This window comes from Ensifer sp. Root423 (assembly GCF_001426275.1).
GTDB lineage: Bacteria > Pseudomonadota > Alphaproteobacteria > Rhizobiales > Rhizobiaceae > Ensifer > Ensifer adhaerens.
On sequence record NZ_LMEG01000002.1, the window covers coordinates 173080 to 192751 of the forward strand.

Annotated in this window: 17 protein-coding genes; 7 read left to right on the forward strand and 10 right to left on the reverse strand. The window is 62.6% G+C overall.

Annotated features, from left to right (window positions below):
- Positions 1 to 38 precede the first annotated feature (38 nt).
- Positions 39 to 923, reverse strand: coding sequence for a helix-turn-helix transcriptional regulator (locus ASD01_RS04715; protein WP_051659169.1), 885 nt, complete (start codon positions 921 to 923; stop codon positions 39 to 41).
- Between the two features lie 385 nt (positions 924 to 1308).
- On the opposite strand from ASD01_RS04715, the gene ASD01_RS04720 reads away from it, so the two are divergent.
- The 3 genes from ASD01_RS04720 to ASD01_RS04730 all read left to right on the forward strand — a co-directional run bounded on the left by ASD01_RS04720 (position 1309) and on the right by ASD01_RS04730 (position 6266).
- The gene (locus tag ASD01_RS04720) at positions 1309 to 1686 is read left to right on the forward strand and encodes a cupin domain-containing protein (protein WP_051659170.1); all 378 of its coding nucleotides are present in this window, start codon (positions 1309 to 1311) and stop codon (positions 1684 to 1686) included.
- Between the two features lie 14 nt (positions 1687 to 1700).
- A complete protein-coding gene (locus ASD01_RS04725; protein WP_034789670.1) occupies positions 1701 to 3095 on the forward strand; it encodes an NAD(P)/FAD-dependent oxidoreductase in 1395 nt (464 codons plus the stop codon).
- 186 nt (positions 3096 to 3281) lie between these two features.
- Complete coding sequence (locus ASD01_RS04730; RefSeq protein ID WP_060643602.1) at positions 3282 to 6266, forward strand: autotransporter outer membrane beta-barrel domain-containing protein; 2985 nt, start codon at positions 3282 to 3284, stop codon at positions 6264 to 6266.
- Positions 6267 to 6312: 46 nt separating this feature from the next.
- On the opposite strand, the gene ASD01_RS04735 is transcribed toward ASD01_RS04730, so the two are convergent.
- The 6 genes from ASD01_RS04735 to ASD01_RS35355 form a co-directional block, all read right to left on the reverse strand.
- A complete protein-coding gene (locus tag ASD01_RS04735) occupies positions 6313 to 7395 on the reverse strand; it encodes an SGNH/GDSL hydrolase family protein (RefSeq protein WP_060519284.1) in 1083 nt (360 codons plus the stop codon).
- Positions 7396 to 7420: 25 nt separating this feature from the next.
- Positions 7421 to 8668, reverse strand: a complete 1248-nt coding sequence (locus ASD01_RS04740; protein ID WP_034789684.1) for an SGNH/GDSL hydrolase family protein — start codon at positions 8666 to 8668, stop codon at positions 7421 to 7423.
- A gap of 66 nt (positions 8669 to 8734) precedes the next feature.
- Positions 8735 to 9148 carry a hypothetical protein gene (locus tag ASD01_RS04745; RefSeq protein ID WP_060519282.1) on the reverse strand — a complete coding sequence of 138 codons (414 nt, stop codon included), beginning with the start codon at positions 9146 to 9148 and terminating at the stop codon, positions 8735 to 8737.
- A gap of 382 nt (positions 9149 to 9530) precedes the next feature.
- On the reverse strand, positions 9531 to 10214 hold the full coding sequence (locus ASD01_RS04750) for a response regulator (RefSeq protein ID WP_034789687.1): 684 nt from the start codon (positions 10212 to 10214) through the stop codon (positions 9531 to 9533).
- Positions 10175 to 11983 (reverse strand): sensor histidine kinase, encoded by a 1809-nt coding sequence (locus ASD01_RS04755; RefSeq protein ID WP_082566252.1) that lies wholly within the window; start codon positions 11981 to 11983, stop codon positions 10175 to 10177. The genes ASD01_RS04750 and ASD01_RS04755 overlap by 40 nt, the downstream gene beginning before the upstream one ends.
- Positions 11980 to 12147 carry a hypothetical protein gene (locus tag ASD01_RS35355; RefSeq protein ID WP_156400694.1) on the reverse strand — a complete coding sequence of 56 codons (168 nt, stop codon included), beginning with the start codon at positions 12145 to 12147 and terminating at the stop codon, positions 11980 to 11982. The genes ASD01_RS04755 and ASD01_RS35355 overlap by 4 nt, the downstream gene beginning before the upstream one ends.
- Positions 12148 to 12464: 317 nt before the next feature.
- Between ASD01_RS35355 and ASD01_RS04760 the strand changes: the two genes are divergently transcribed.
- Genes ASD01_RS04760 through ASD01_RS04765 form a run of 3 tightly spaced genes read left to right on the forward strand, consistent with a single transcriptional unit; the run spans position 12465 to position 14936 of the window.
- Positions 12465 to 12896 (forward strand): SxtJ family membrane protein, encoded by a 432-nt coding sequence (locus tag ASD01_RS04760; RefSeq protein ID WP_034789693.1) that lies wholly within the window; start codon positions 12465 to 12467, stop codon positions 12894 to 12896.
- A 46-nt stretch (positions 12897 to 12942) separates the two neighbouring features.
- The gene (locus tag ASD01_RS36110) at positions 12943 to 13092 is read left to right on the forward strand and encodes a DUF5989 family protein (RefSeq protein ID WP_089043047.1); all 150 of its coding nucleotides are present in this window, start codon (positions 12943 to 12945) and stop codon (positions 13090 to 13092) included.
- Between the two features lie 11 nt (positions 13093 to 13103).
- Positions 13104 to 14936 (forward strand): carbamoyltransferase family protein, encoded by a 1833-nt coding sequence (locus ASD01_RS04765; protein WP_034789695.1) that lies wholly within the window; start codon positions 13104 to 13106, stop codon positions 14934 to 14936.
- 57 nt (positions 14937 to 14993) lie between these two features.
- On the opposite strand, the gene ASD01_RS04770 is transcribed toward ASD01_RS04765, so the two are convergent.
- From ASD01_RS04770 to ASD01_RS04780, 3 genes are all read right to left on the reverse strand, one after another.
- On the reverse strand, positions 14994 to 15932 hold the full coding sequence (locus ASD01_RS04770; RefSeq protein WP_060643603.1) for a LysR family transcriptional regulator: 939 nt from the start codon (positions 15930 to 15932) through the stop codon (positions 14994 to 14996).
- Positions 15933 to 16138: 206 nt separating this feature from the next.
- Complete coding sequence (locus tag ASD01_RS04775) at positions 16139 to 17842, reverse strand: amidohydrolase (protein WP_034789705.1); 1704 nt, start codon at positions 17840 to 17842, stop codon at positions 16139 to 16141.
- Between the two features lie 325 nt (positions 17843 to 18167).
- The gene (locus ASD01_RS04780) at positions 18168 to 18578 is read right to left on the reverse strand and encodes a hypothetical protein (protein ID WP_034789708.1); all 411 of its coding nucleotides are present in this window, start codon (positions 18576 to 18578) and stop codon (positions 18168 to 18170) included.
- 312 nt (positions 18579 to 18890) lie between these two features.
- On the opposite strand from ASD01_RS04780, the gene ASD01_RS04785 reads away from it, so the two are divergent.
- On the forward strand, positions 18891 to 19592 hold the full coding sequence (locus tag ASD01_RS04785; protein WP_082584561.1) for an RNA polymerase sigma factor: 702 nt from the start codon (positions 18891 to 18893) through the stop codon (positions 19590 to 19592).
- The last annotated feature ends 80 nt before the right edge of the window (positions 19593 to 19672 follow it).

Here is a 19672-nt window from a genome sequence, read left to right on the forward strand (position 1 = left end):
AGATAGACTTACCCGGAATTCCCGACAAATGCGCCGGGTCAGTGCGGCCTCAGCGCGCCAGCCGGCGAAAGATACGTGGCCAGCGGATCCTCGAAGGCATTGCTTGCCGAAGACACGGCATCGATAAACAGCGAGAACAATGCCGTCTGCGAAGTGATGTCGAGCTTGGCGTAGAGGTTGCGGCGATGCAGCTTGACGGTCGCCGGCGAGATGCCGAGCTTTTCGGCAGCACCCTTGACCGAGTAACCGCGCAGGATCATCTGCGCCACCTGGCACTCGCGATCGGTCAGCAGGCTGCGGCCAAAATTGCGCACCGCCTGCGCCAGGGCGCTTTGAAGCGGCGAGCCGTCGTCGCCCAGGCCTTCGGGTCTGAGGTCGCGATAATGCCGAAGCACGGCCATGCTGATGAGCGGCGCCGCATTCTGCAGGAAATCCTGATCTTCGCCGCTGAAGGCCGCGTGCGCATGGCGGCGCGCCAGAGAGATTGCGATCTTCGTGTCGGCATCGATGCCGATGAAGACGTTGAATTCGTCGTGCAGGCCCGAATGCCGGTAGTAGTCGCGGTAGTACTGCGACCGGTCGAAGGACGGATCGATTTGCCGCAGGCGATAAAGCCCGTCGTCGCCATTGTCGAGCGCCAGCCGGTAGAACGGATCCATCCGGTACGGCCCCTGCAGATAGGCGCGAATATCCGACAGCCCCCTGTCCGTGCGCCAGTCGTTAAACAGGATCTTCGGCGCGGCGTCGCGTCGATAGAGGAGCATCAGACCGGCATCGATCGCAATGTGCCGCTTGAGCGAATGTGTCAGCCGGTCCTGGAAATCCGAACGGCCCACCCCCTCCATCAGCGACAGCGCCAGATCGCCTACACCGGACACCTGCTGCGCCGGCGCGCAGACTTTGATGATCGTATCGTCGTTCATATTGTTCTCCTCCAAGCGCAGACTAGGCGAAGGTTGGGTTGGTCGCAAGTAACGGAATTTCACTACGGGATTTCCAAAACTATCTTTTGGCGAACCAAAACAACGGCATAGGTGGCCGACATCCGGCGGGGCAAGGCCTTGCGGCGCGGCACGGATGGCCCGCCTCGGAGCGAACCTAGCCCTTTGGCGTATTCCGAGCAGCGATACCGACGCCTAGAAAAATGATGCAAGCCGCACAGTAGATCCGCGGCAGGCAAGGCGGCACGTGACTGTCGAGACGGCATATTGATCTCGGACATCCCATCGTTCCGTAGAAGAATGAAACAACGAAACCCTGGCGCGCGGCCGATCGACTTGGCGCTCGTCTTTCTGAACTGGAGTGAACATGTCGAAGGTCATCAAACTCGGGCGCGATGGTGTCGGCCTCAACGCGCTTGAAAAATGCAGCGTCGTGCCGCCGGAGGCGATCCTTTCGGGCTTTGCGGACGAGCTCGGCGACGTTCATTTCGAAAGCCCCGATAAGGCCGTCGTCATCGGCACGTGGCAGTCGACGCCCTATGCGGAAATGCTCTCCTATCCCGATGGCAATGAATACAGCGTCATCCTCTCTGGCAAGGTCGCGATCACCAACCCGGATGGCTCGGTCGAGACCTTTTCGGCGGGCGAAAGCTACGTGCTTCCAGCCGGCGTCGAAGTGCGTTTCGAAGTGCTGGAGACGATGCGCAAGGTCTACGTCCTCTACACCGCCCCTGCCGCGAAGTGATGTGAGCCGTCCTCATGACCCAGGTAAGAAACAAAGCCCTTGCAGACGTGACGATGACGCCCTTCTGGCTCGACCGGCCGGATGCGCCCGAGCCGCGAGAGCGACTGACGCGTCATCTGAAGGCCGACCTTCTCGTTGTGGGTGGCGGCTTTACCGGGTTGTGGGGCGCCATCCAGGCAAAGCAGCGCCAGCCCGAGATCGACGTCATTCTGATCGAGAAAGGCTCGGTCGCCAACGGCGCCTCGGGTCGGCCGGGCGGTGTCGTCTCAACCTCGGTCATGCACGGGCTGTCGAACGCCGTGCGCATTTTCCCGAAAGACATCGCAGCGCTCGAGAAGCTCGGCCAGGAGAACATGCACGGCTTTCTCAAGACGCTTGAGGAGCATGCGATCGACTGTCATGCCGAGTGGGGCGGGGAGCTAACGGTCGCGGTCGACGACGCCCATATCGAAGCGCTGCACGAGGAGCACGAGCTTCACCTGAAGTACGGCCACCAGGCGGTCTTCCTCGATCAGAGCGCCGTCCGCGCCGAAATCAATTCGCCGCGCTACAAGGCCGGCGTCTGGTCGAAGCATATCTGCGGCACGGTGCATCCGGCGCTGCTGGCGTTCGGACTGAAACGGGTCGCGCTCACGCTCGGCGTACGGATCTTCGAAAACACCGAACTGACAGGCCTTGAAGACCTCGGCGACCGGATGAAGGCACACGCGGCTTCCGGCAGCGTGACCGCGCCGAAGGTGCTGCTCGCCACCAACGCCTTTGCCGCCGGCCACAGGAAGATCAAAAACAGGGTCGTCGCCGTGCGCGATCGGGTGCTGGCGACAGAGCCCCTGTCAGCGGAGCAGATGGCAGCGATCGGCTGGAGCCATCGTCAGGGCGTTTACGACACTCGCACCCAGATGAACTACATGCGGCTCACCAAGGACAACCGGATCATCTTCGGCGGCCGCCTCGCCTATGCCTTCGCCGGCGATCCGTTTCCGTCGATCGACCGGGAACTCGATACCTATGAGCCCCTTGCCGCCGCTTTCTTCGACACCTTTCCACAGCTCGAAGGCCTGCGCTTCAGCCATGCCTGGAGCGGGCCGATCGACCTCAGCACCCGCATGGCCGTACACTTCCAGCGTTACCATGACGAAAAGGTCGTTTATGCCGGCGGCTATTCTGGCTTCGGCGTCTCGGCCTCACGTTTCGGCGCGCGCATAGCGCTCGATATCCTCGACGGCTCGAAGACCCCGGAGAGCCGGCTGGATTTCGCCACCAGCCTTCCGAATACGATCCCACCCGAGCCGTTCCGCTGGCTCGGCGCCCAGATCACCATGTATGCGCTCGACACCGCCGACAAGTCCGGTGGCTGGCGCAGGCCGTGGCTCAAGATGGTCTCGGCCATGGGCTTCCCGCTCAGTTGATCATGCGTTTCCCGGCGGCTTCAAAGGGCAAGCGGAGCCGAGACTTTCGGCTCTGCCACCGGGCGATGGCGGTGGCCCATCCGGCCCGGGAGCAACGGTGGTAGTAAATCGTTAACCATGATTAGATAGCCAAAGCTACCCATTCCGCTGGCTGATTCGCGAGCGTTCGTAGCACCGGCGGCACCCATGCGACAAACACCGCTCGCGGTCCTTTCCAAACGCCTCGGCCTTTTCACGGCACTAGCCTCTCTTGCCGTCTCGACACCGGCGCTTGCCCAGTCCGTTTGGACCGGGGGAGCCGACAACGAATTCGGCAACGGCGCGAACTGGGCGCCCGCCCTGCCCGGCGCGAGCGACGCAGCGGAGGTCAACACCGGCTCTCCGCAGGTCAACGACGGCCGTACGATCCGCCAGCTTGGCGTCGACGGCGGCAATGTCACCATCTCCAACACCGGCGCGCTGACCGTCACCAACGGTAGCACGATCAATTCCGGGAGCGTCAGCATCAACGCGGGCGGCGCACTCACCTCCAATGTCGAGCTGAACGGCGGCAGCCTGTCGATCGATGGGGACCTCAACGGAAGGCTGACGCTGAACAACGGCAACGTGTCGGTGAACGGAACGCTGGACAGCGCCAGCGTCGGCAGCGCCACGTCGCTTTCCAACAACGGCGAGGTTGGTGACGTCAAAGTCTCGGCTGGGGGCACTTTCGTGAACAACACCGGCGCCGTCGCCGGCGCGACGGTGAATGCCGGCACCGCCTCCAACGCCGGAACCATGGGCTCGCTGACGAACACCCAGGGGAACTTCACCAACAATACCGGCGGCACGATCACCGGGAAAACGACGGTGGCGGGCGGAACCGTCACCAACAACTTCGTCGTCACCGACGCGGATGTCGCGGCAGCGGCCGCCTTCGTCAACAACAATGGCGCAACTGCGGGCGCGATTACCAACGCCGGCACGGTCTCGAACGCTGGCACCATCGCATCGGTGCGCAACGACGCCGGAAGCTTCACGAACAATTTCGGCGGCGAAGTGACCGGCGAAACCACGGTCTCTGGCGGCGCCGTCAACAACAACGCGACCCTCGGTACGGTCACCGTCGGCGCGGGCGGCACCTTCACGAACACGTCGGGGGCAAGCGCCGGCGCGGTCACCAACAGCGGCGCCGCGTCGAATGCCGGCACGATCGCCGGACTTACCAACACAGCCGGAAACTTCGCCAACAATGCCGGTGGCACAGTCACCGGCAAGACGACGGTTACAGGCGGCACCGTGACGAACAATTTCGTCGTTAGCGACGCCGACGTCGCGGCCGCGGCAGCCTTCGTCAACAACAGCGGCGCCGTGGCCGCCAACGTCACCAACGCCGGCACCCTGTCCAATGCCGGAACCATCGCTTCCGTGCGCAACGATGGCGGATCCTTCACCAACAACGGCAACGGCACGGTGACCGGAAAGACAACCGTCGCCGGCGGCAGCGTCGTCAACAATGCGGCGCTCGCCGACGTCGAGATCGGTGCCAACGGCACTTTCACCAATAACAGCGGCGCGACTGCCGGGGCAGTTTCCAACGCCGGCACCGGGTCGAACGACGGAACCATCGCTTCGCTCGCAAACAGCGGCGGCCTCTTCCAAAACACCGGCACGATCAGCGGCGCGGCGAACATCACGGGCGGCGCTCTCGTCAACCAGGGTACGGTCGCCGGGACGGTCGAAATCTTCGACGGCGGTCTCTTGTCCGGCAGCGGCATCGTCGGCAGCCTGACGGTCAATGCCGGCGGCGTGGTCTCTCCCGGCCCGGGCATCGCGGTTGCCACCGTCAACGGCGACCTGACGTTCCGTTCGGGCTCGATCTATCAGGTGGATGTGGATGCGGCGGGGCAATCCGACCGCCTGGCCGTTTCGGGCGCGCTTTCGCTTGAGGGCGGCAGGCTAGCGGTCCTCGCCGGCAGCGGCGTCTATGACCCGTCGACGAGCTACACGATCGCTTCCGCCGGCACTGTCAGCGGCCGGTTCGATGCGGTGACAAGCAATCTTGCGTTCCTGTCGCCGACGCTGACCTATGGCGCCACCGGCATCGATCTGAGGCTCGACCGGAACGACGTTGCGTTCGCGGACCTCGCAGAAACCGCCAATGGGCGCGCAGCAGCAAGCGCTGTCGAAGCGCTGGGCGTCACGAGCCCGCTCACGCTGGCCGTGCTCTCGCTGGATGATGCAACGGCCGCAAGCGCCTTTTCCCAGCTGAGCGGCGAGGTACACGCCTCAGTCAAGAGCGCGCTGATGTGGGACAGCCGTTTTCCGCGGGACGCCATTCTGGAGCGCGCGGGCTCGGCCGTCTCGACCCTTCAGGAAACCGAGGACGCCGTCTTCTGGACGTCGGGTTTTGCAGGCGCGGGCCATTTGTCCGGTGACGGCAACGCAGCCGCTATCGGTAACCGCACGGCGGGTGCCCTCGTCGGCGCTGATACGGCGGTTTCCGACGATTGGCGCCTCGGTGGGATCCTCGGCTACAGCCATCTCACCGTTCAGCCGCAGGCGCGTGTCGATGCTTACCATGCGGGCCTCTACGGATATGGGAACATCGGGGCGCTGAACCTTGCAGGCGGCGCGATCTATAGCCACAACGAGGTTTCGTCGGAGCGTGACCTCGCCTTCGGCTCGTTCACAGACCGCCTGACCGCCGACTACGACAGCACTGTTGCCCAGGTGTTCGCCGACCTTTCCTTCACGCTCAGCGCAGACGACATCAGGCTTCAGCCGTTCGCAAACCTGGCCTATGTCTATCTCGATACCGATGCGTTCAAGGAAAACGGTGGTTCGGCGGCGCTCTCGGCAGAAGGTGCCACTGACGACGCCATGCTTACGACCATCGGCGTGCGCTGGTGGGCGAATCTGCCGATAGACCAAATGCCGATCTCAGCCTCCGGCATGCTCGGCTGGCGCCATGCGGAAGGCGACCTTTCGCCGTCCGCGCGCCTTGCCTTTGCCGGTGCCAGCCCCTTCACCATCGCAGGCGTGCCCATCGCGCGCGATGCGCTGGTGGTGGAAGCGGGCATTTCCGCCCGGCTCTCCAAATCCGCGCGGCTGGCAATCACCTATCTCGGCGAATTCGGCGACGGCGCGCGGTCGAGTGCCGGCCGCGCAAACCTGATCGTCGATTTTTGACGCGCATGTCTCCGACCAGGACGTTCAGCAGCCGGTCGCGCTAGCCTCACGGCTGGACCTTGGCGACCGATCCGGCTCCGGCGAAGAGGTCCGGATAGGAGCGTTCCAGCGTTCCGGCGATCGCGGCGGCGAAGCGCTCGTTGGCGATCCGGTTCGGGTGCGCATCCGATGGCGATACCCACAGCGTTTCGGGAACGAGATCCTCGACCGAGGGGCGAAGATCGAGGAAGGGAACCCCCTCGCTTTCGGCGATCTTCTCGACCGCGCCGGTGACTTCCGGGAACGGATACTGCTTGACTTCATGCAGTTCGGGATAGTTGACGAGCACGAGCTTGATGCCACGTTCGCGGCAGAAGCTGATCAGCCGCCGCATGGCATCCTGCCCTTCCGTCCAGCCGGGCTGGTCGTCTTCATAGAGGCCCCGGTAATAGGCCTTCCAGTCCGCCCGACCGAGGAAGATGCGCGAGATTTTGTCGACCGCCGAGGCGAGTACGACATAGGCCTGCGAATACTCGCCCCAGCCGACCTCGTGACGGCGCGGCGTCGGCTCGGCATCGTTGATGAAATAGTTGAGGACGACCACGTCCGGCTTGAGCTCGACGCCCTTGGTCATGAAATAGGCGACTTCCATCTGGGTGTTGTAGTTGCCGACACCGGTGTTGATCACCTCGTATTTCGGCGCCCCCTGGCTGCCGCCGTTGAGGACCGTTTCCAGCAGCCTGGAGGGCGTATCTTCCTCTTTGACGCCCCAGCCGAAGGTCAGCGAATCCCCGAGCATCATCACCCGCGTCGTCCCGGCGGCAACCGGGCCGATTTCGCGGTTGCGCAGGCCGATCGAGTTGATGCTGACCGGCACACCCATGAAGACGCCGCTCGAATTGGGAATATGCTCGTGGCCGATCGCCGGCTCGGCGCTGACCCGTTTCAGGTCGCGGGCGTATTTCCACATCTCGAGGTCGAAATCCATGCCGTTGTCGAAGACGGTGCGCGCCATGCCTTCGATCATGAGGCCGCAAAGGGCGAGGCTGAAAGCCGTCGCGAGAACCGCAAGCAGGGCTCGCTTGAGAATGGAGGATTTCCGGACGCTGTTTTGTTCCATTTGAACGACGCGTGTTACATTGGAATTCATCGGATCTTCCTTTCAGGTCCGCCGATTACTGTCCGACCTGAGAAAACTTCAGGCAATCTGGCTCCACCGGAGCGGTTTTTACGAACTGGTGCTCGCCGACCGTCAGGCCCTTGCCGCCGCTCCAATCATTGACCAGCCACTGGTCGATCGCCTCGGCCACAAGAAAATGTCCGAGCGGAGAAAGGTGCTTGTCGCCGATGCCATAGGTTTTCATCGGATCGTTGGCGGAGAGCTTTTCGGTCGGATCGACCACGTACACTCCGGGCGTCGCAGCGGCGAGCGCCTTGATCATTTCGCGCTGCTTTTCCGGCTGCAGGCCGTCGTCGCGACCAACCAGTTCCGCCCAGCCCGGGAGGATGACGACGAGCAGCTCGGCGCCGTTGGCGCGGGCATCGTCGGCAAGCCGGACGAACAGGCGCCGCGTCAGCTCGATCGCATGGCCGATGTCACGCCGGGACGCCCGGTCGCCAACATAGGGTCTGAGCAGGGTCGAGTAGAACCAGTTGTAGAGCTTGCTGTTCTGCCACAGGTACAGATGTGCCTGCAAAGCGAGGCTGGGCTTCTTGGTTCCGCTACCGGCCGGCTCGACCGTGATATCGATGGACGAGGGCGTCAGAACCGCACGCTCGGCATTGTCCTCAAGGTCGGTGCTGAGCGAGAGCCCGACGACGACGAGGTTATGAGGGATGCTGTGGCCCTTGTCCTCATAGACCCGGATCTCGTTCGGCTGGCCGTAGCCGCCGGTGCCGTAGTTCTTGAGCAGCAGTTGCGGGTGCCATGCGTTCAGGAGCGAGCTGAAGGTTTCGCTTTCCTTGACGAGCGAGCCGCGCACCATGGAATCGCCGAGGACGAACACCGGCGAACCCGTGCCCGTCGCATTGTCGCGGAAACCGTCGCGGTTGATCTGGACGCGGTTCCAAGGATCGAGCGGGCTGAAACGCTCGAAGTAGCTGTTGCCCGGTATTTCCGTATAGCCGTAGAGCGCGTGCGACTGATGCCGCCCCCGCGGCACGCCGCAATAGACATATTCGCCCTCGCCGACCGGAAGCTGCAGGCTCGGCACCAGACGCAGCAGCAGTTCGCACAGCAGAATGGCGACAAGTCCCGAAACGAGAATGATCAGCCCATCCATGACACCGCCGAAATTGCGCGAACGGCGCATGCGTTGCAGGATTCCGCTCGATTGAGGCTTGTTCTGATCGATGAAATCCGCAGGCGTCGCCGTCGGATTGTTGTTGTTGAGCGCATCCTGACGTTCGGCTTTTCGGGGCATGTCAGCTGACACCTTGATTGTGCGATCTGTGTTGAAGCATTTCGGATGATTGCCGCATCGCCCGGTTCAGGCGCTTCCGGCCTCGCGCCAATAGGACCGTGCCAGGCTGGCGAGATAGGTGGTCGTGCGCCTCGATGTCTTTGCGACGGAGGGACGCTTCGGTTCGTCGGAGCCTGCGTGTTCGCCAGTATCTGCGAGCCGGATGCGCTTGGAGGAATCCGGCCGCAGGAGCTCGATCGGTCGAAGCAGCCCGGGCAAAGTCCCGTAGCCGGTCAACTGATCGCGAAACAGGCTGGTCGCGGCATAGACGACATCCGCCGTCTCGACCGCTTCCCGCACGCGGGCATCATCCGAAATCTTGACGTAAAGCACGCCAGGAATGAAAAGAGGCAACGTCGGCACCACGGGATCCAGGATCCGGTTGACCGCGGCCGGCGTCACCTCGTTTAAAACGAAGACGGTAAGCCGCTTCTGGCTCAAACGATAACCCTTTATGATTATCTCGACCGGAAGCCGACCGTCTGTTTCAGCTATTTCAATAACACTTTGAACATGCATAGTGGCTCTCCGGAACAGAGAAGAACACCGTCAATATCTTCAGAATACGAAAACATGAACTTATTCGTTATATAGCGACATGAGCTTCGGAGGTTTCACTTCTCTGCCGGAGACGCCTTACAATTCCGAACTCTATCCTAGGATTTTCGTTCTGAATATATCCAGATGGATATACTCCGGCCCTGTTTCTTACAGTTCGCTTGCGGCAGAAAGCGCCGGTCGCGGCGTCTCGTCGCGGGCTGGATGTTTTCGAAAGGGGAGGCTCAGGCCAGAAGCAGGGGGCCTGCAAGCGCGGGCGACGCCGTCATAGTGGGCTCTTCGGGAGCCGGTTCGCCAGATTGGCCAGCTCGACGCGCGTCGAGATTCCGAGCTTGCTGTAGATGCTGTGGAGATGCAGCTTGACCGTGCCCGGCGATATGCCGAGCCGGGCACCGATCTCCTTGCTGCGGATCCCCGAGGCCGCCAGCCGCGAGACCTCGATCTCGCGCTGTGTCAGGAGGTCGACGCCCCGGGTCTCAACGGCCTCCTGCGCGCGTATCCGCTCGATCGCGGACTTCAGCGCCTGATCCTGGAAATAGGTCTTGCCGCTGGCCACGACATTCATGCAGTCGAGCAGGGTGTCCGGGGCCTGTTCCTTGAGGACGATGCCGTTCACTCCGAGCCGGATCGCTTCGGCAACCTGATCGTCACCGATATCAGCCGTCAGGATGACGATCGCGATCTGCTGTCGGTGGGCGCTGCGCACCCGGCGTATGAATTCGAGCCCGTCCATATGCGGCATGCGAAGATCTGCGACGACGATATCGGCGCCCCGCTCGGACAGAACCTGCAGCGCATCGGTCGCACGCTCGCAGGTCGCCACCACCTCCCAGCCGGGCACGGTCTCGATCAGCCGGCGAAGCCCGTCGAGCACGATCAGATGATCGTCGACGACGACCGCGCGCAACGCTATTGCGGCATTGGCAGCATGACGACCACTCGAGTCCATTCCGCTATCCTTTCGATCGCAAGTTTTCCGCCACGCGCTGCCGCCCGTTCACGCAGGCTCCGCGGTCCGATTTTTTCTCGTTCAAGCTCGGCATGGTCAAGACGCTCACCATAACCGAAGCCGACCCCGTCGTCGTCGATCGTCAGCACGATCGATCCGTTGTCGATGCTGAGCGTGATCCTGACCTTCTGCGCGCCGCCGTGCCTGACCGCGTTGGCGGTCGCTTCGGACGTCATGCGCGCAAGCTCGTAGGTCAGCGCCAGCGGCAGGTCGATGCCGGACGGCGGGTCGAAGGCGATCGAGACGTCGATCTGCCATTGCTGCCGCAGCCGTGCGGCCACCGCTTCCAGTTGACGCTCGAGCTGCATTTCGCCGGTAGCCTGGAGATTGCCACCCGGCTCGAGCGCGCGGATGAAGCCGCGAAGCTCCCGCTGTTCTTCGAGCAGCATCGCCTGGATGGCCTCGAGGCGTTCAGCAAGCACATCCGGCCCCGCATCCTTGAGCTTGCGCAGCGACTGAAGCTGCAGTGCTGTGCCCGCAAGCGCCTGAAGCACCCCGTCGTGCAGGTCGCGGCCGATGCGGATGCGCTCGTCGACGGCCGCCTCGTCACTCAGGCGTCTAACCAGGATCGCCTGTTCGAACAGCGCCTTGATCCTGTCGGCGATGATCTCCGCGATCGCCACGTCATCGAGCGTGAGCGCAGGCGGCTCCAGAACGAAGAGGCGCGCCTGCAGATCGTCGACCTGGAAGAAGGTCGAGACCGCGGCGTTGATGTTGAAAGCTTCCACAAGCGCTGGCGAGATCGGGGGATCGGGATCCGACCATTGATGAAACCGCCCCTCGCCGATATGCACGAGAACGCGACCACGCGCGGCCTCGGTGACAAGCAGGCTGCTGCGCAGCAATTTTTCGTCCGTCCAGGTACCGAAGGCATCGGGCGGCATCTGCATGACCTCGAGTTCGCCTTCGTTCCACAGGGCCGCATAGGTCCAGGGCTCCTCCGCATCGGTCCACAACAAGAGGGCCCGCGGAACCAGCATGACATGGGCGGCATAATCGAGGGCCGCGCGCGCCGGCCACTCGCGTCCCCGCGGCTGGCTCGGTGTTCGCTGCACCAGCCGAAGAAGCTCGGCCCGGACCGCCTCCTGGTGTGCGCCCAGCCAGACGAGCAGCGCAGCCGCAACGAAGATGAAGAGGATCCGCGAGGCGTTCGTCGTCGTATCGGCATCCGGATCGAGCATATCGCCGGCATCGAAGTAACCGAGGTAGAGCAGGGCCGCCAGGCAGACGAGACCGGTGTAGAGCGCCCCGCGCCAGCGCCAGTGCAGCGTCGCGGACAGCAAAGTGAACGGCATCAGCATGAAGAACGGGCTTGCCGGGCCGTCGGTCATCGACATGAAGATCGCAAACGCCGCGACATCGATGATGTGACGCACCAGCGTGCCGCGCACGCGCGAAATCTCCGTGCGCCAGACGAGGAAGGCGGCCGCGATGGCATAGAAGAGATAGCCGATCAGCAGGAAGTAGATGGGCTCTGGCGGCAGCGGCACGTGAACGGAATCGAGCCAGGCGATCCAGACGCTGCCGAGCGCCAGCAGAATGCGCCCGACGGCGATCACCTTGTCGGAACGAGCTCGGAAGGTGTTCGTCCAGACCTTGCGGCCGGACGCCTGGTCCAGATCCATCGGCGCGCCGGCACCGTGTGGTGGAGCGGCCGCCGTCGGGCTCACGCGGCGGGCGCTGAAACGGTTTGACGGCTCTAGCTTCATGCCAAGTCTCCGCTCTGCGCCGCCCCTTTGAAAACAACCCTGCGCGTGACGAGCGAGAATAAATCAAATCGCGGCCACCGACCGTCGCCGACCGCATCTTCGACGACGAGGACGGCACGGCCCTGGCAGCCGCTGCAATCAGCATATTCAAGTGTCGTCAGCATACGCTCGTCTCTTCCAGCGCTCAAATGCATTCGCCACCAGTATAGCCAAGGTTACGCGCGCGCGCCCGGACCACACGAACCTTGCACTGCTGCAGGCAAGCCCTGGAACAGGGCCGACCGGCGGACATCAACCCGAGTATCAGAAGATCGCGCCAAGAATCGTAAGCCGGATATGACCCTCTATATCCATTGGCATATTGACCTACCCCAGTATTTGCCGCTCATATTCTCCCAATATAAATGACTAAAGAGTTTTTCATTCGTCGGCACAATGAAAATTGTGCGTTTTTTAGCTAACCGCTTTGAGGTGGATAGCAATGAGCATTTCTCACGGACCACTGAACGAGAAGCCCCCGGAAGGACCGTCGAACAGAAGTTTCGGCTACACCGTCGGTGGCATCCTTACCCTGATCGCGCTCGTGAAATGGTGGCGGGCTTCCGAGATTACGACCGTAACGGCTGTGCTCGCCCTGATCGGCGTGGTTCTGGTCGTGCTGGCCCTGATCGCGCCTTCGACCCTGACACGCGCCAACCATCTCTGGATGCGGCTCGGCCTTGTGCTGTTCAAGATCGTCAATCCGGTCGTGATGTTCCTGATCTACGTCACGACCTTCGTGCCGATCGGCATTTATCTCAGGCTTCGCGGCAATGACGCGCTGACCGAACAGTTCGACAAGAACGCCAAGACCTACTGGATCGACAAGCCACAGGGCGAAGCAGCCCAGGCAACGATGAAAAACCAGTTCTGAAATTTGAAGAACCTATCCCTTATTGTATCGGACAGAGGACACGAAAATGGACCTTGCTAGGGAACTCCTGTCTTACATGGGCAACCGGAAGAAATACTGGTTGCTGCCGATCCTGGTCATGACGACCATCTTCGGAACCCTGGTGGTACTGACGCAGGGAACGGCCGTCGCCCCCTTCATCTATACGCTGTTCTAGGCGGCACCATCGTGCGTATCCTCGGTATCTCGGCCTTTTACCACGATAGCGCGGCCGCGCTCGTCGAAGACGGGCGCATCGTAGCCGCTGCACAGGAAGAGCGCTTTACGCGCCGGAAACACGACCCCGATTTTCCGGCGCGGGCAATAGAGTACTGCTTGTCGGAAGCAGGCTGCACCATGAACGACATCGACCATGTCGTCTTCTACGAAAAGCCGTTCCTGAAGTTCGAGCGGCTTGTCGAGACCTATCTTGCGACAGTGCCGCACGGCTTCAGTTCGTTTCGCGTGGCGATGCCGGTCTGGATCAAGGAAAAGCTCTTCCAGAAGAAGATGCTGCGCAAGGATCTCGGCAAGCTTGTCGGCAAGAAGGAATGGGATGGCTCGCTGCTTTTCACCGAGCACCACCAGTCCCATGCAGCGAGCGCCTTCTTTCCCTCGCCCTTCGCCTCAGCCGCAGTCCTCACCATGGACGGCGTCGGCGAGTGGTGCACCACATCGCTTGCCCATGGCCATGACAATCGCCTCGACTTCCTGAAGGAGCTGCATTTCCCGCACTCCCTTGGCCTGCTTTATTCGGCCTTTACCTATTACACGGGCTTCAAGGTCAATTCGGGCGAGTACAAGGTGATGGGGCTTGCGCCCTACGGGCGGCCGCGTTTTGCGCAGACGATCCTCGACAACCTGATCGATCTCAAGGACGACGGCTCCTTCCGTCTGGACCAGCACTATTTCGGTTATTGCACGGGCCTGAAGATGACCTCGCCGGCCTTTCACGACCTCTTCGGAGGCGAACCCCGCAAGCCGGAATCGCCGCTGACCCAACGCGAGATGGACCTTGCGGCCTCCGTGCAGGTCGTGACCGAAGAGGCGGTCATGCGGCTCGCCCGCTATGCCCGGCGCCAGACAGGCGAAAAGAACCTCTGCCTTGCCGGTGGCGTCGCGCTCAACTGCGTGGCGAACGGCAAGTTGCTGAAGGCCGGGATCTTCGACGATATCTGGATCCAGCCCGCCGCAGGCGATGCGGGCGGCGCCCTCGGGGCGGCCCTCTCGGTCTGGCACGAATATCTTGGAAGCGCGCGTGTCGTGAAGGACAGCGATTCCATGTCGGGCGGCTATCTGGGACCGGCCTTCGCGCAAGGTGAAGTCGAGCAGCGGCTTGCCAACGCCGGGGCGAACTTCGAGGTCCTCTCGGACGAAGAGATCACCTCCTCCACCGTCTCGGCGCTGACCGAGGAAAAAGCGGTCGGCTGGATGCAGGGGCGGATGGAATTCGGACCGCGGGCTCTCGGCGGACGGTCGATCCTCGGCGACGCCCGTTCGCCGACGATGCAGAAGATGCTCAATCTCAAGGTCAAGTATCGCGAGAGCTTCCGTCCCTTCGCTCCGTCGATCCGGCGTGAAGACCTGTCGGACTGGTTCGATATCGACACCGACAGCCCTTACATGCTGCTTGTCGGCGACGTCCTGGAAAGCCGCCGCCTGCACGCCAATCACCCGCAGGAAAATCTGTTCGGCATCGATCTGCTCAACGTGCCGCGCTCGGAAATACCGGCGGTGACCCATGTCGATTACTCCGCCCGTATCCAGACGGTGCACCGCGAGACCAACCCGCGTTACTGGGAGCTGTTGACCCGGTTCAAGGCGCGCACCGGCTGCCCGGTGCTCGTCAACACCAGCTTCAACGTGCGTGGCGAGCCGATCGTCTGCAATCCCGAAGACGCCTATCGCTGCTTCATGGGAACGGAGATCGAGCGCCTCGTCGTCGGCAATTGCATCCTGAAGAAGGAAAACCAGCCGGAGCACCTGAAGCAGGACTACAAAGAGAACTTCGAGCTCGACTAGAACCGGCCACGTAATCTGTTCCTTCAGAACGCCGGGCCGCAGCAGCGACCCGGCGTTCTAACGTCCGGCACGCAGCCGCGAGGCGCTTCGGCCGGAGGGCGCGACGCCGAACTCGCTCGTCAGCAGCTTGACGAAAAACGGCACCAGCCCCGATTTCGCCCGCGACTTGTCGAAGGCTGCCTGGAAAGGCGCCCTGTAGCTGAAGAGATCCGGGCGGATCGGCCGCAGCAGCCCTGCGCTGACATAGCGGCTGGCGAAGTGATCGGGCAGATAGCCGAGATAGCGCCCGGAAAGGATCAGCCGCGCCTCCGCCTCCATGTCGCTGACCGTCGCGCGCGGATTGGCGATCGAGAATATCTTGAGGTCGCGCGCATTCCAATAGGAGCGACCGATCAGATTGTAGGACCGGATGTCGTCGATTTCGATCGTGCTGTCATCGCGGGAAAACAGCGGATGCTCGGCCCCGCAATAGAAGCGCTGCGTCTCCTCGTAAAGATCGACATATTCGAGCCCCAGCGTCGTGCGCGGGAAGCTCGCGATCGCGATGTGGAGCTCGCCCGTTATCACGTCGCGCAACAGTTCATGCGGCGGTCGGGTGACGATCGAAAGCGCCACCTCGGGCGCTTCATCCGTCATCCGCGCAAAGACGCGGGTCAGACGGGAGGCCGGGTCGGACAGGGTGTTGTCGATCAGACCAACGGAAAGCGTGCCGTTCAGCCGGTGCTGTAGCCCCTTCATGCGGATATCGAACTGGTCGATCGTGCCGAACAGGCGCTTGGCCTCCTCGTAGACTGCACGCCCCTCCTCGGTAAGACGGAAACCGGACCGGCCCCGCTGGCAGAGGATCAGACCCAGGCGACTTTCCAGCGCCGAGATATGGTTGGAGATCGTCGAGAGCGACAGGTTGAGCTCGCCCTGCGCCGCCGCAAAACCACCCGCCTCCACGATTGTCACGAAGATCCGCAGCAGCCGCACGTCCAACGAGTCCAACGCCATTCCATCGCGTCCTTAGCTTGATAAGCTCCAAAGTGAAGCGAAATTATTATGAATTTTCAGGCACTAAGCTAGTGCACCATGGCCCTGAACGGCAAATCGGCCGGCGCTGGTAGCGCCGGCCGAGCGTGATCTGGATCGGTGGGAAGGCTGCCGATCGACGTGTCCTCGCACGGCGACCGGCAAGAGAAGGACGCTGCCGCCCCCGATCAGGGCCGGCGATAGACCTCGTTTCCGGCGAGATAGGTCGCCTCCACCTTGCGCTCGCGGATCGAACGGTCGAGTGGATCGGACAGAGTGCCGTCGATCACGACGAAATCCGCCCACTTGTCGACGCTGATCGAGCCGATCTCACCGCCCCAAGGCGTCATGTCGGCACCCGCCTGGGTGAGACCATGCAGGGCCTGGTCGAAGGTGACCGCTTGCTCGGGGTGCCAGGGACCGTCACCCAAGCCAAAGGGGCTCTCGCGGAAGACGGCATCGTTGATCTGAGTCAGCGGGCTCAGCGGCGATGTCGGCCAGTCCGAACCGAACACCAGCGGTACGCCGGCGTCGAGCATCGAATGCCAGACATAGGCCCGCGGCTCGCGATCGGTACCGATGCGTTCGGTGATGTACTTACCGATCGTGCCGGTCGCATGGTTCGGCTGCATCGAGGCGACGACACCGAGATCCTTGAAGCGCTGGATGTCCTTGGTCTCGACCACCTCGATATGCTCGATACGGTTCGGCTGCGGCCGGGGCACGGAGGCTTCGGCGAAAGCGTCGAGAACGAGGCTGACGCCGCCATCGCCGATCGCATGCACCGCCGTCGGGAAGCCGTTTTCGTTGGAGGCCTTGATTGCCGCCGCCAGCTGCTCCTTGGTCTCGAAGGGCTTGCCCTTCCAGCCGTGCTGGTCGGAATAGTCCTCATGCATATAGGCGGTGCGGGTCGAGAGCACCCCGTCGATCACCGACTTGGTGTAGCCGAGCTTGAGCATCGGCCCCTTTACCTCCTGCTCGCCGGAATCGGCGGCCGCTTTGTCGACCTCGTCGCGATCCTTGACCGCTGCGGCAATCTTCTTCGGATCTCCTTCGAAGAAGCCGTACCAGACGCGAAGCGGCATCTTCTTTTCCGAGAGGATCGCGGCATAGTCGTGCACGGCGGCGAGATCCGACATGTCGTTGACGCCGGTGATCCCCAGGCTGTTGGCAAACTTCATCGTCTCAAGCAGCGCTGCCCGCCGCTCGCTGTCGGTCGCCACCGGACGATGCTTCTCGACGAGGTCGCCGGCCTTTTCGAGCAGGATGCCGCTCGGCTCGCCCTTGTCGTTCAAGAGCACCTGCCCGCCCTCTTCGACTTCCGACTTCGCGGTAACGCCGCCCACTTCGAGCGCCTTGGAATTGACCCAGACGGAATGGAAATCGATATCTCGCAGGACCACCACGCGATCCGGCACCACGGCGTCGAGGTCTTCCTTTGTCGGCAGCTTGCCCTCGCCGAGCGTGTAGTCCCAGCCGCCGCCCATCAGCCAGACGCCCTTCGGCAGGCGCTGATCGGCTTCCTTGATCTTTTCGAGCCAGGTCTTCTTGTCCGGGATGTAGGAGAGGTCGACGCCGGTCACCATGTCCATGCCAGATGTGAGGTGCGTATGCCCGTCGATGAAGCCAGGGGTCACGGTCTTGCCGCCGGCGTCGATCACCTTGGTCTCGGCATCGGCCAGTGCCTTGATCTCGTCGTTGCTGCCGACTGCGGTGAACTTGCCGTTCTCGATTGCGAAGGCCTGTGCCTTCGGCTTGCCCTGGTCCACCGTGCGCACGTCGCCGTTGAGCACGATCAGATCGGGTGCGGCCCAAACCGGCTGCGCCGTGCCGACCAGGATCGCCAGCGCGGACGTTGCACCCAGAGCCCGGGTTACTGCTGCCAATGTCATGAAATCCTCCTCCCGCGGCTACATCCCTCCACCCCCGGCGAGCCGCGCGGCACCGGCGTTGAGGGGATGATGCTGCAAGAGGGGAGGATCGCGATATACTCCCTCGGGCTAGGTTTGCGCCATGCCGCGCGACGACCACACTGTGTCCGTTGCAACGCGGTGCGCATCGGCTCGGGCTGACCAAAACCAGGTTTGCCACCCAGTCGGGCGCAATATCCTTACCGGGCGCGAAAGCGAGGCCGCGCCGCTTACGAGAAACAGGAGGTTAGGGAAGCTTCCGGCTGGCGCCCTGGCTTCCCCCGAGGCTGGCCGATGGGCTCAGCCCTCAGCTAAAGAGCGCCTTCAGACGCGGCCAGAGACCAATGGCCGCGCGAACCCGACGGGCGGCATAGGCAGCCCGCACCGAACTACCGAAATTGCAGTCGCAGACGATGTCGTGCAGCTGATGATCCGATATTTCGAAAAAGCGTTTTGCTTCGCCGTAGCTGTCGTCTGCGAGCCCCGCGAGGCGCAATTGCGTATCCTCGAAGGCGACGGTCATGGGCGAACCGTTGACCTGCATGGCCTGACGCACGGCAGCAGTCGCACGTTCAGTACCGGAAAGCGTGCCAAGCCGGCGATCGGGATTGCTTTCCAAGAGTTCGGCCCAACGCTGAAGCCGTTCCGTTCTCGTCATGACGGGATCGGGACGAATTTCGGCGAGCGCCTGCAACTGTTCTATTGTTTGATGCTTCATCGTCGTCTCTCCTAGTGCGAAGATGCGACCGCGATACGCGCCCCTGCACACCGGGGTCGCCGATCCTCAAACTCGCCAGAGGGAACCCCAGTTCCCTGGCCAGAGAAAAAAAGAGGGCTTGCCAATACCGCTGCGCGAACAGCGCCCCAAGACCCAACTTCCGCTGGCGAAAACACGCGAAATGCCGCTTCGTAGAGACACCCTCGCGACTGGAAGCACGCCCCTGCCCCTATTTCGGTTGCCGCTAACGCGGCGTATGTTTTCTCGGGAACGTTTTTGCCCGATCCGCATCAAACGGTGGTTTGGAGGTGGATGATGAAGGATGCCGTGCAGACAAAACCCGCCACGGCGGAAGCGGACCATTTGACGGACGAGACTCTCGTCGAGCGTGCGCTTGCGAGGGATCCGGAAGCCTTCCGGATCATCATGACAAGGCACAACCAGCGGCTTTTTCGCATCGCGCGCGCCGTCGTGCGCAACGACAGCATCGCCGAGGATGTGGTGCAGGAAGCCTATCTGCGCGCGTTCGAACACCTCGAAACGTTTCGTGGCGATGCCAGCCTCGCCACCTGGCTGCATCGGGTCGTGTTGAACGAGGCGCTCGGACGCCTGCGCCGGTCGGCGACGCGACGGGAGGTTCCGCTTCCGACGGACAACGCCGGCGCCGAGATCGTACCCTTTCCCAATGCTGCGAACGCCGACGATCCGGAACGCAGCCTCGCGCAGCGTCAGATCCTGCGGCTGGTGGAAGAGGCCGCCGACGCTTTGCCGGAAGCCTTCCGCCTGGTCTTTACCGCCCGCGTCATCGAAGCGATGAGCGTCGAAGAAACCGCCGCCCTCCTCAGCATCAACCCAAAGACGGTCAGGAGCCGCCTCTACCGGGCTCGTCAGCTCGTCCGTCAGCAGATCGATCGCCAGGTCGGGCCGGTGCTCCTGAATGCCTTTCCCTTCGCTGGACGTCGCTGCGCGCGATTGACGGAGGCGGTCATGCACCGGCTCGGGCTATCAGGCTGACATTTTCGGGAACCTTTGACTGCGGCGCGCATCCAACGGGTGTCATCCATCAAGACCGGTGCCACTTGCGGCCGGAAAAG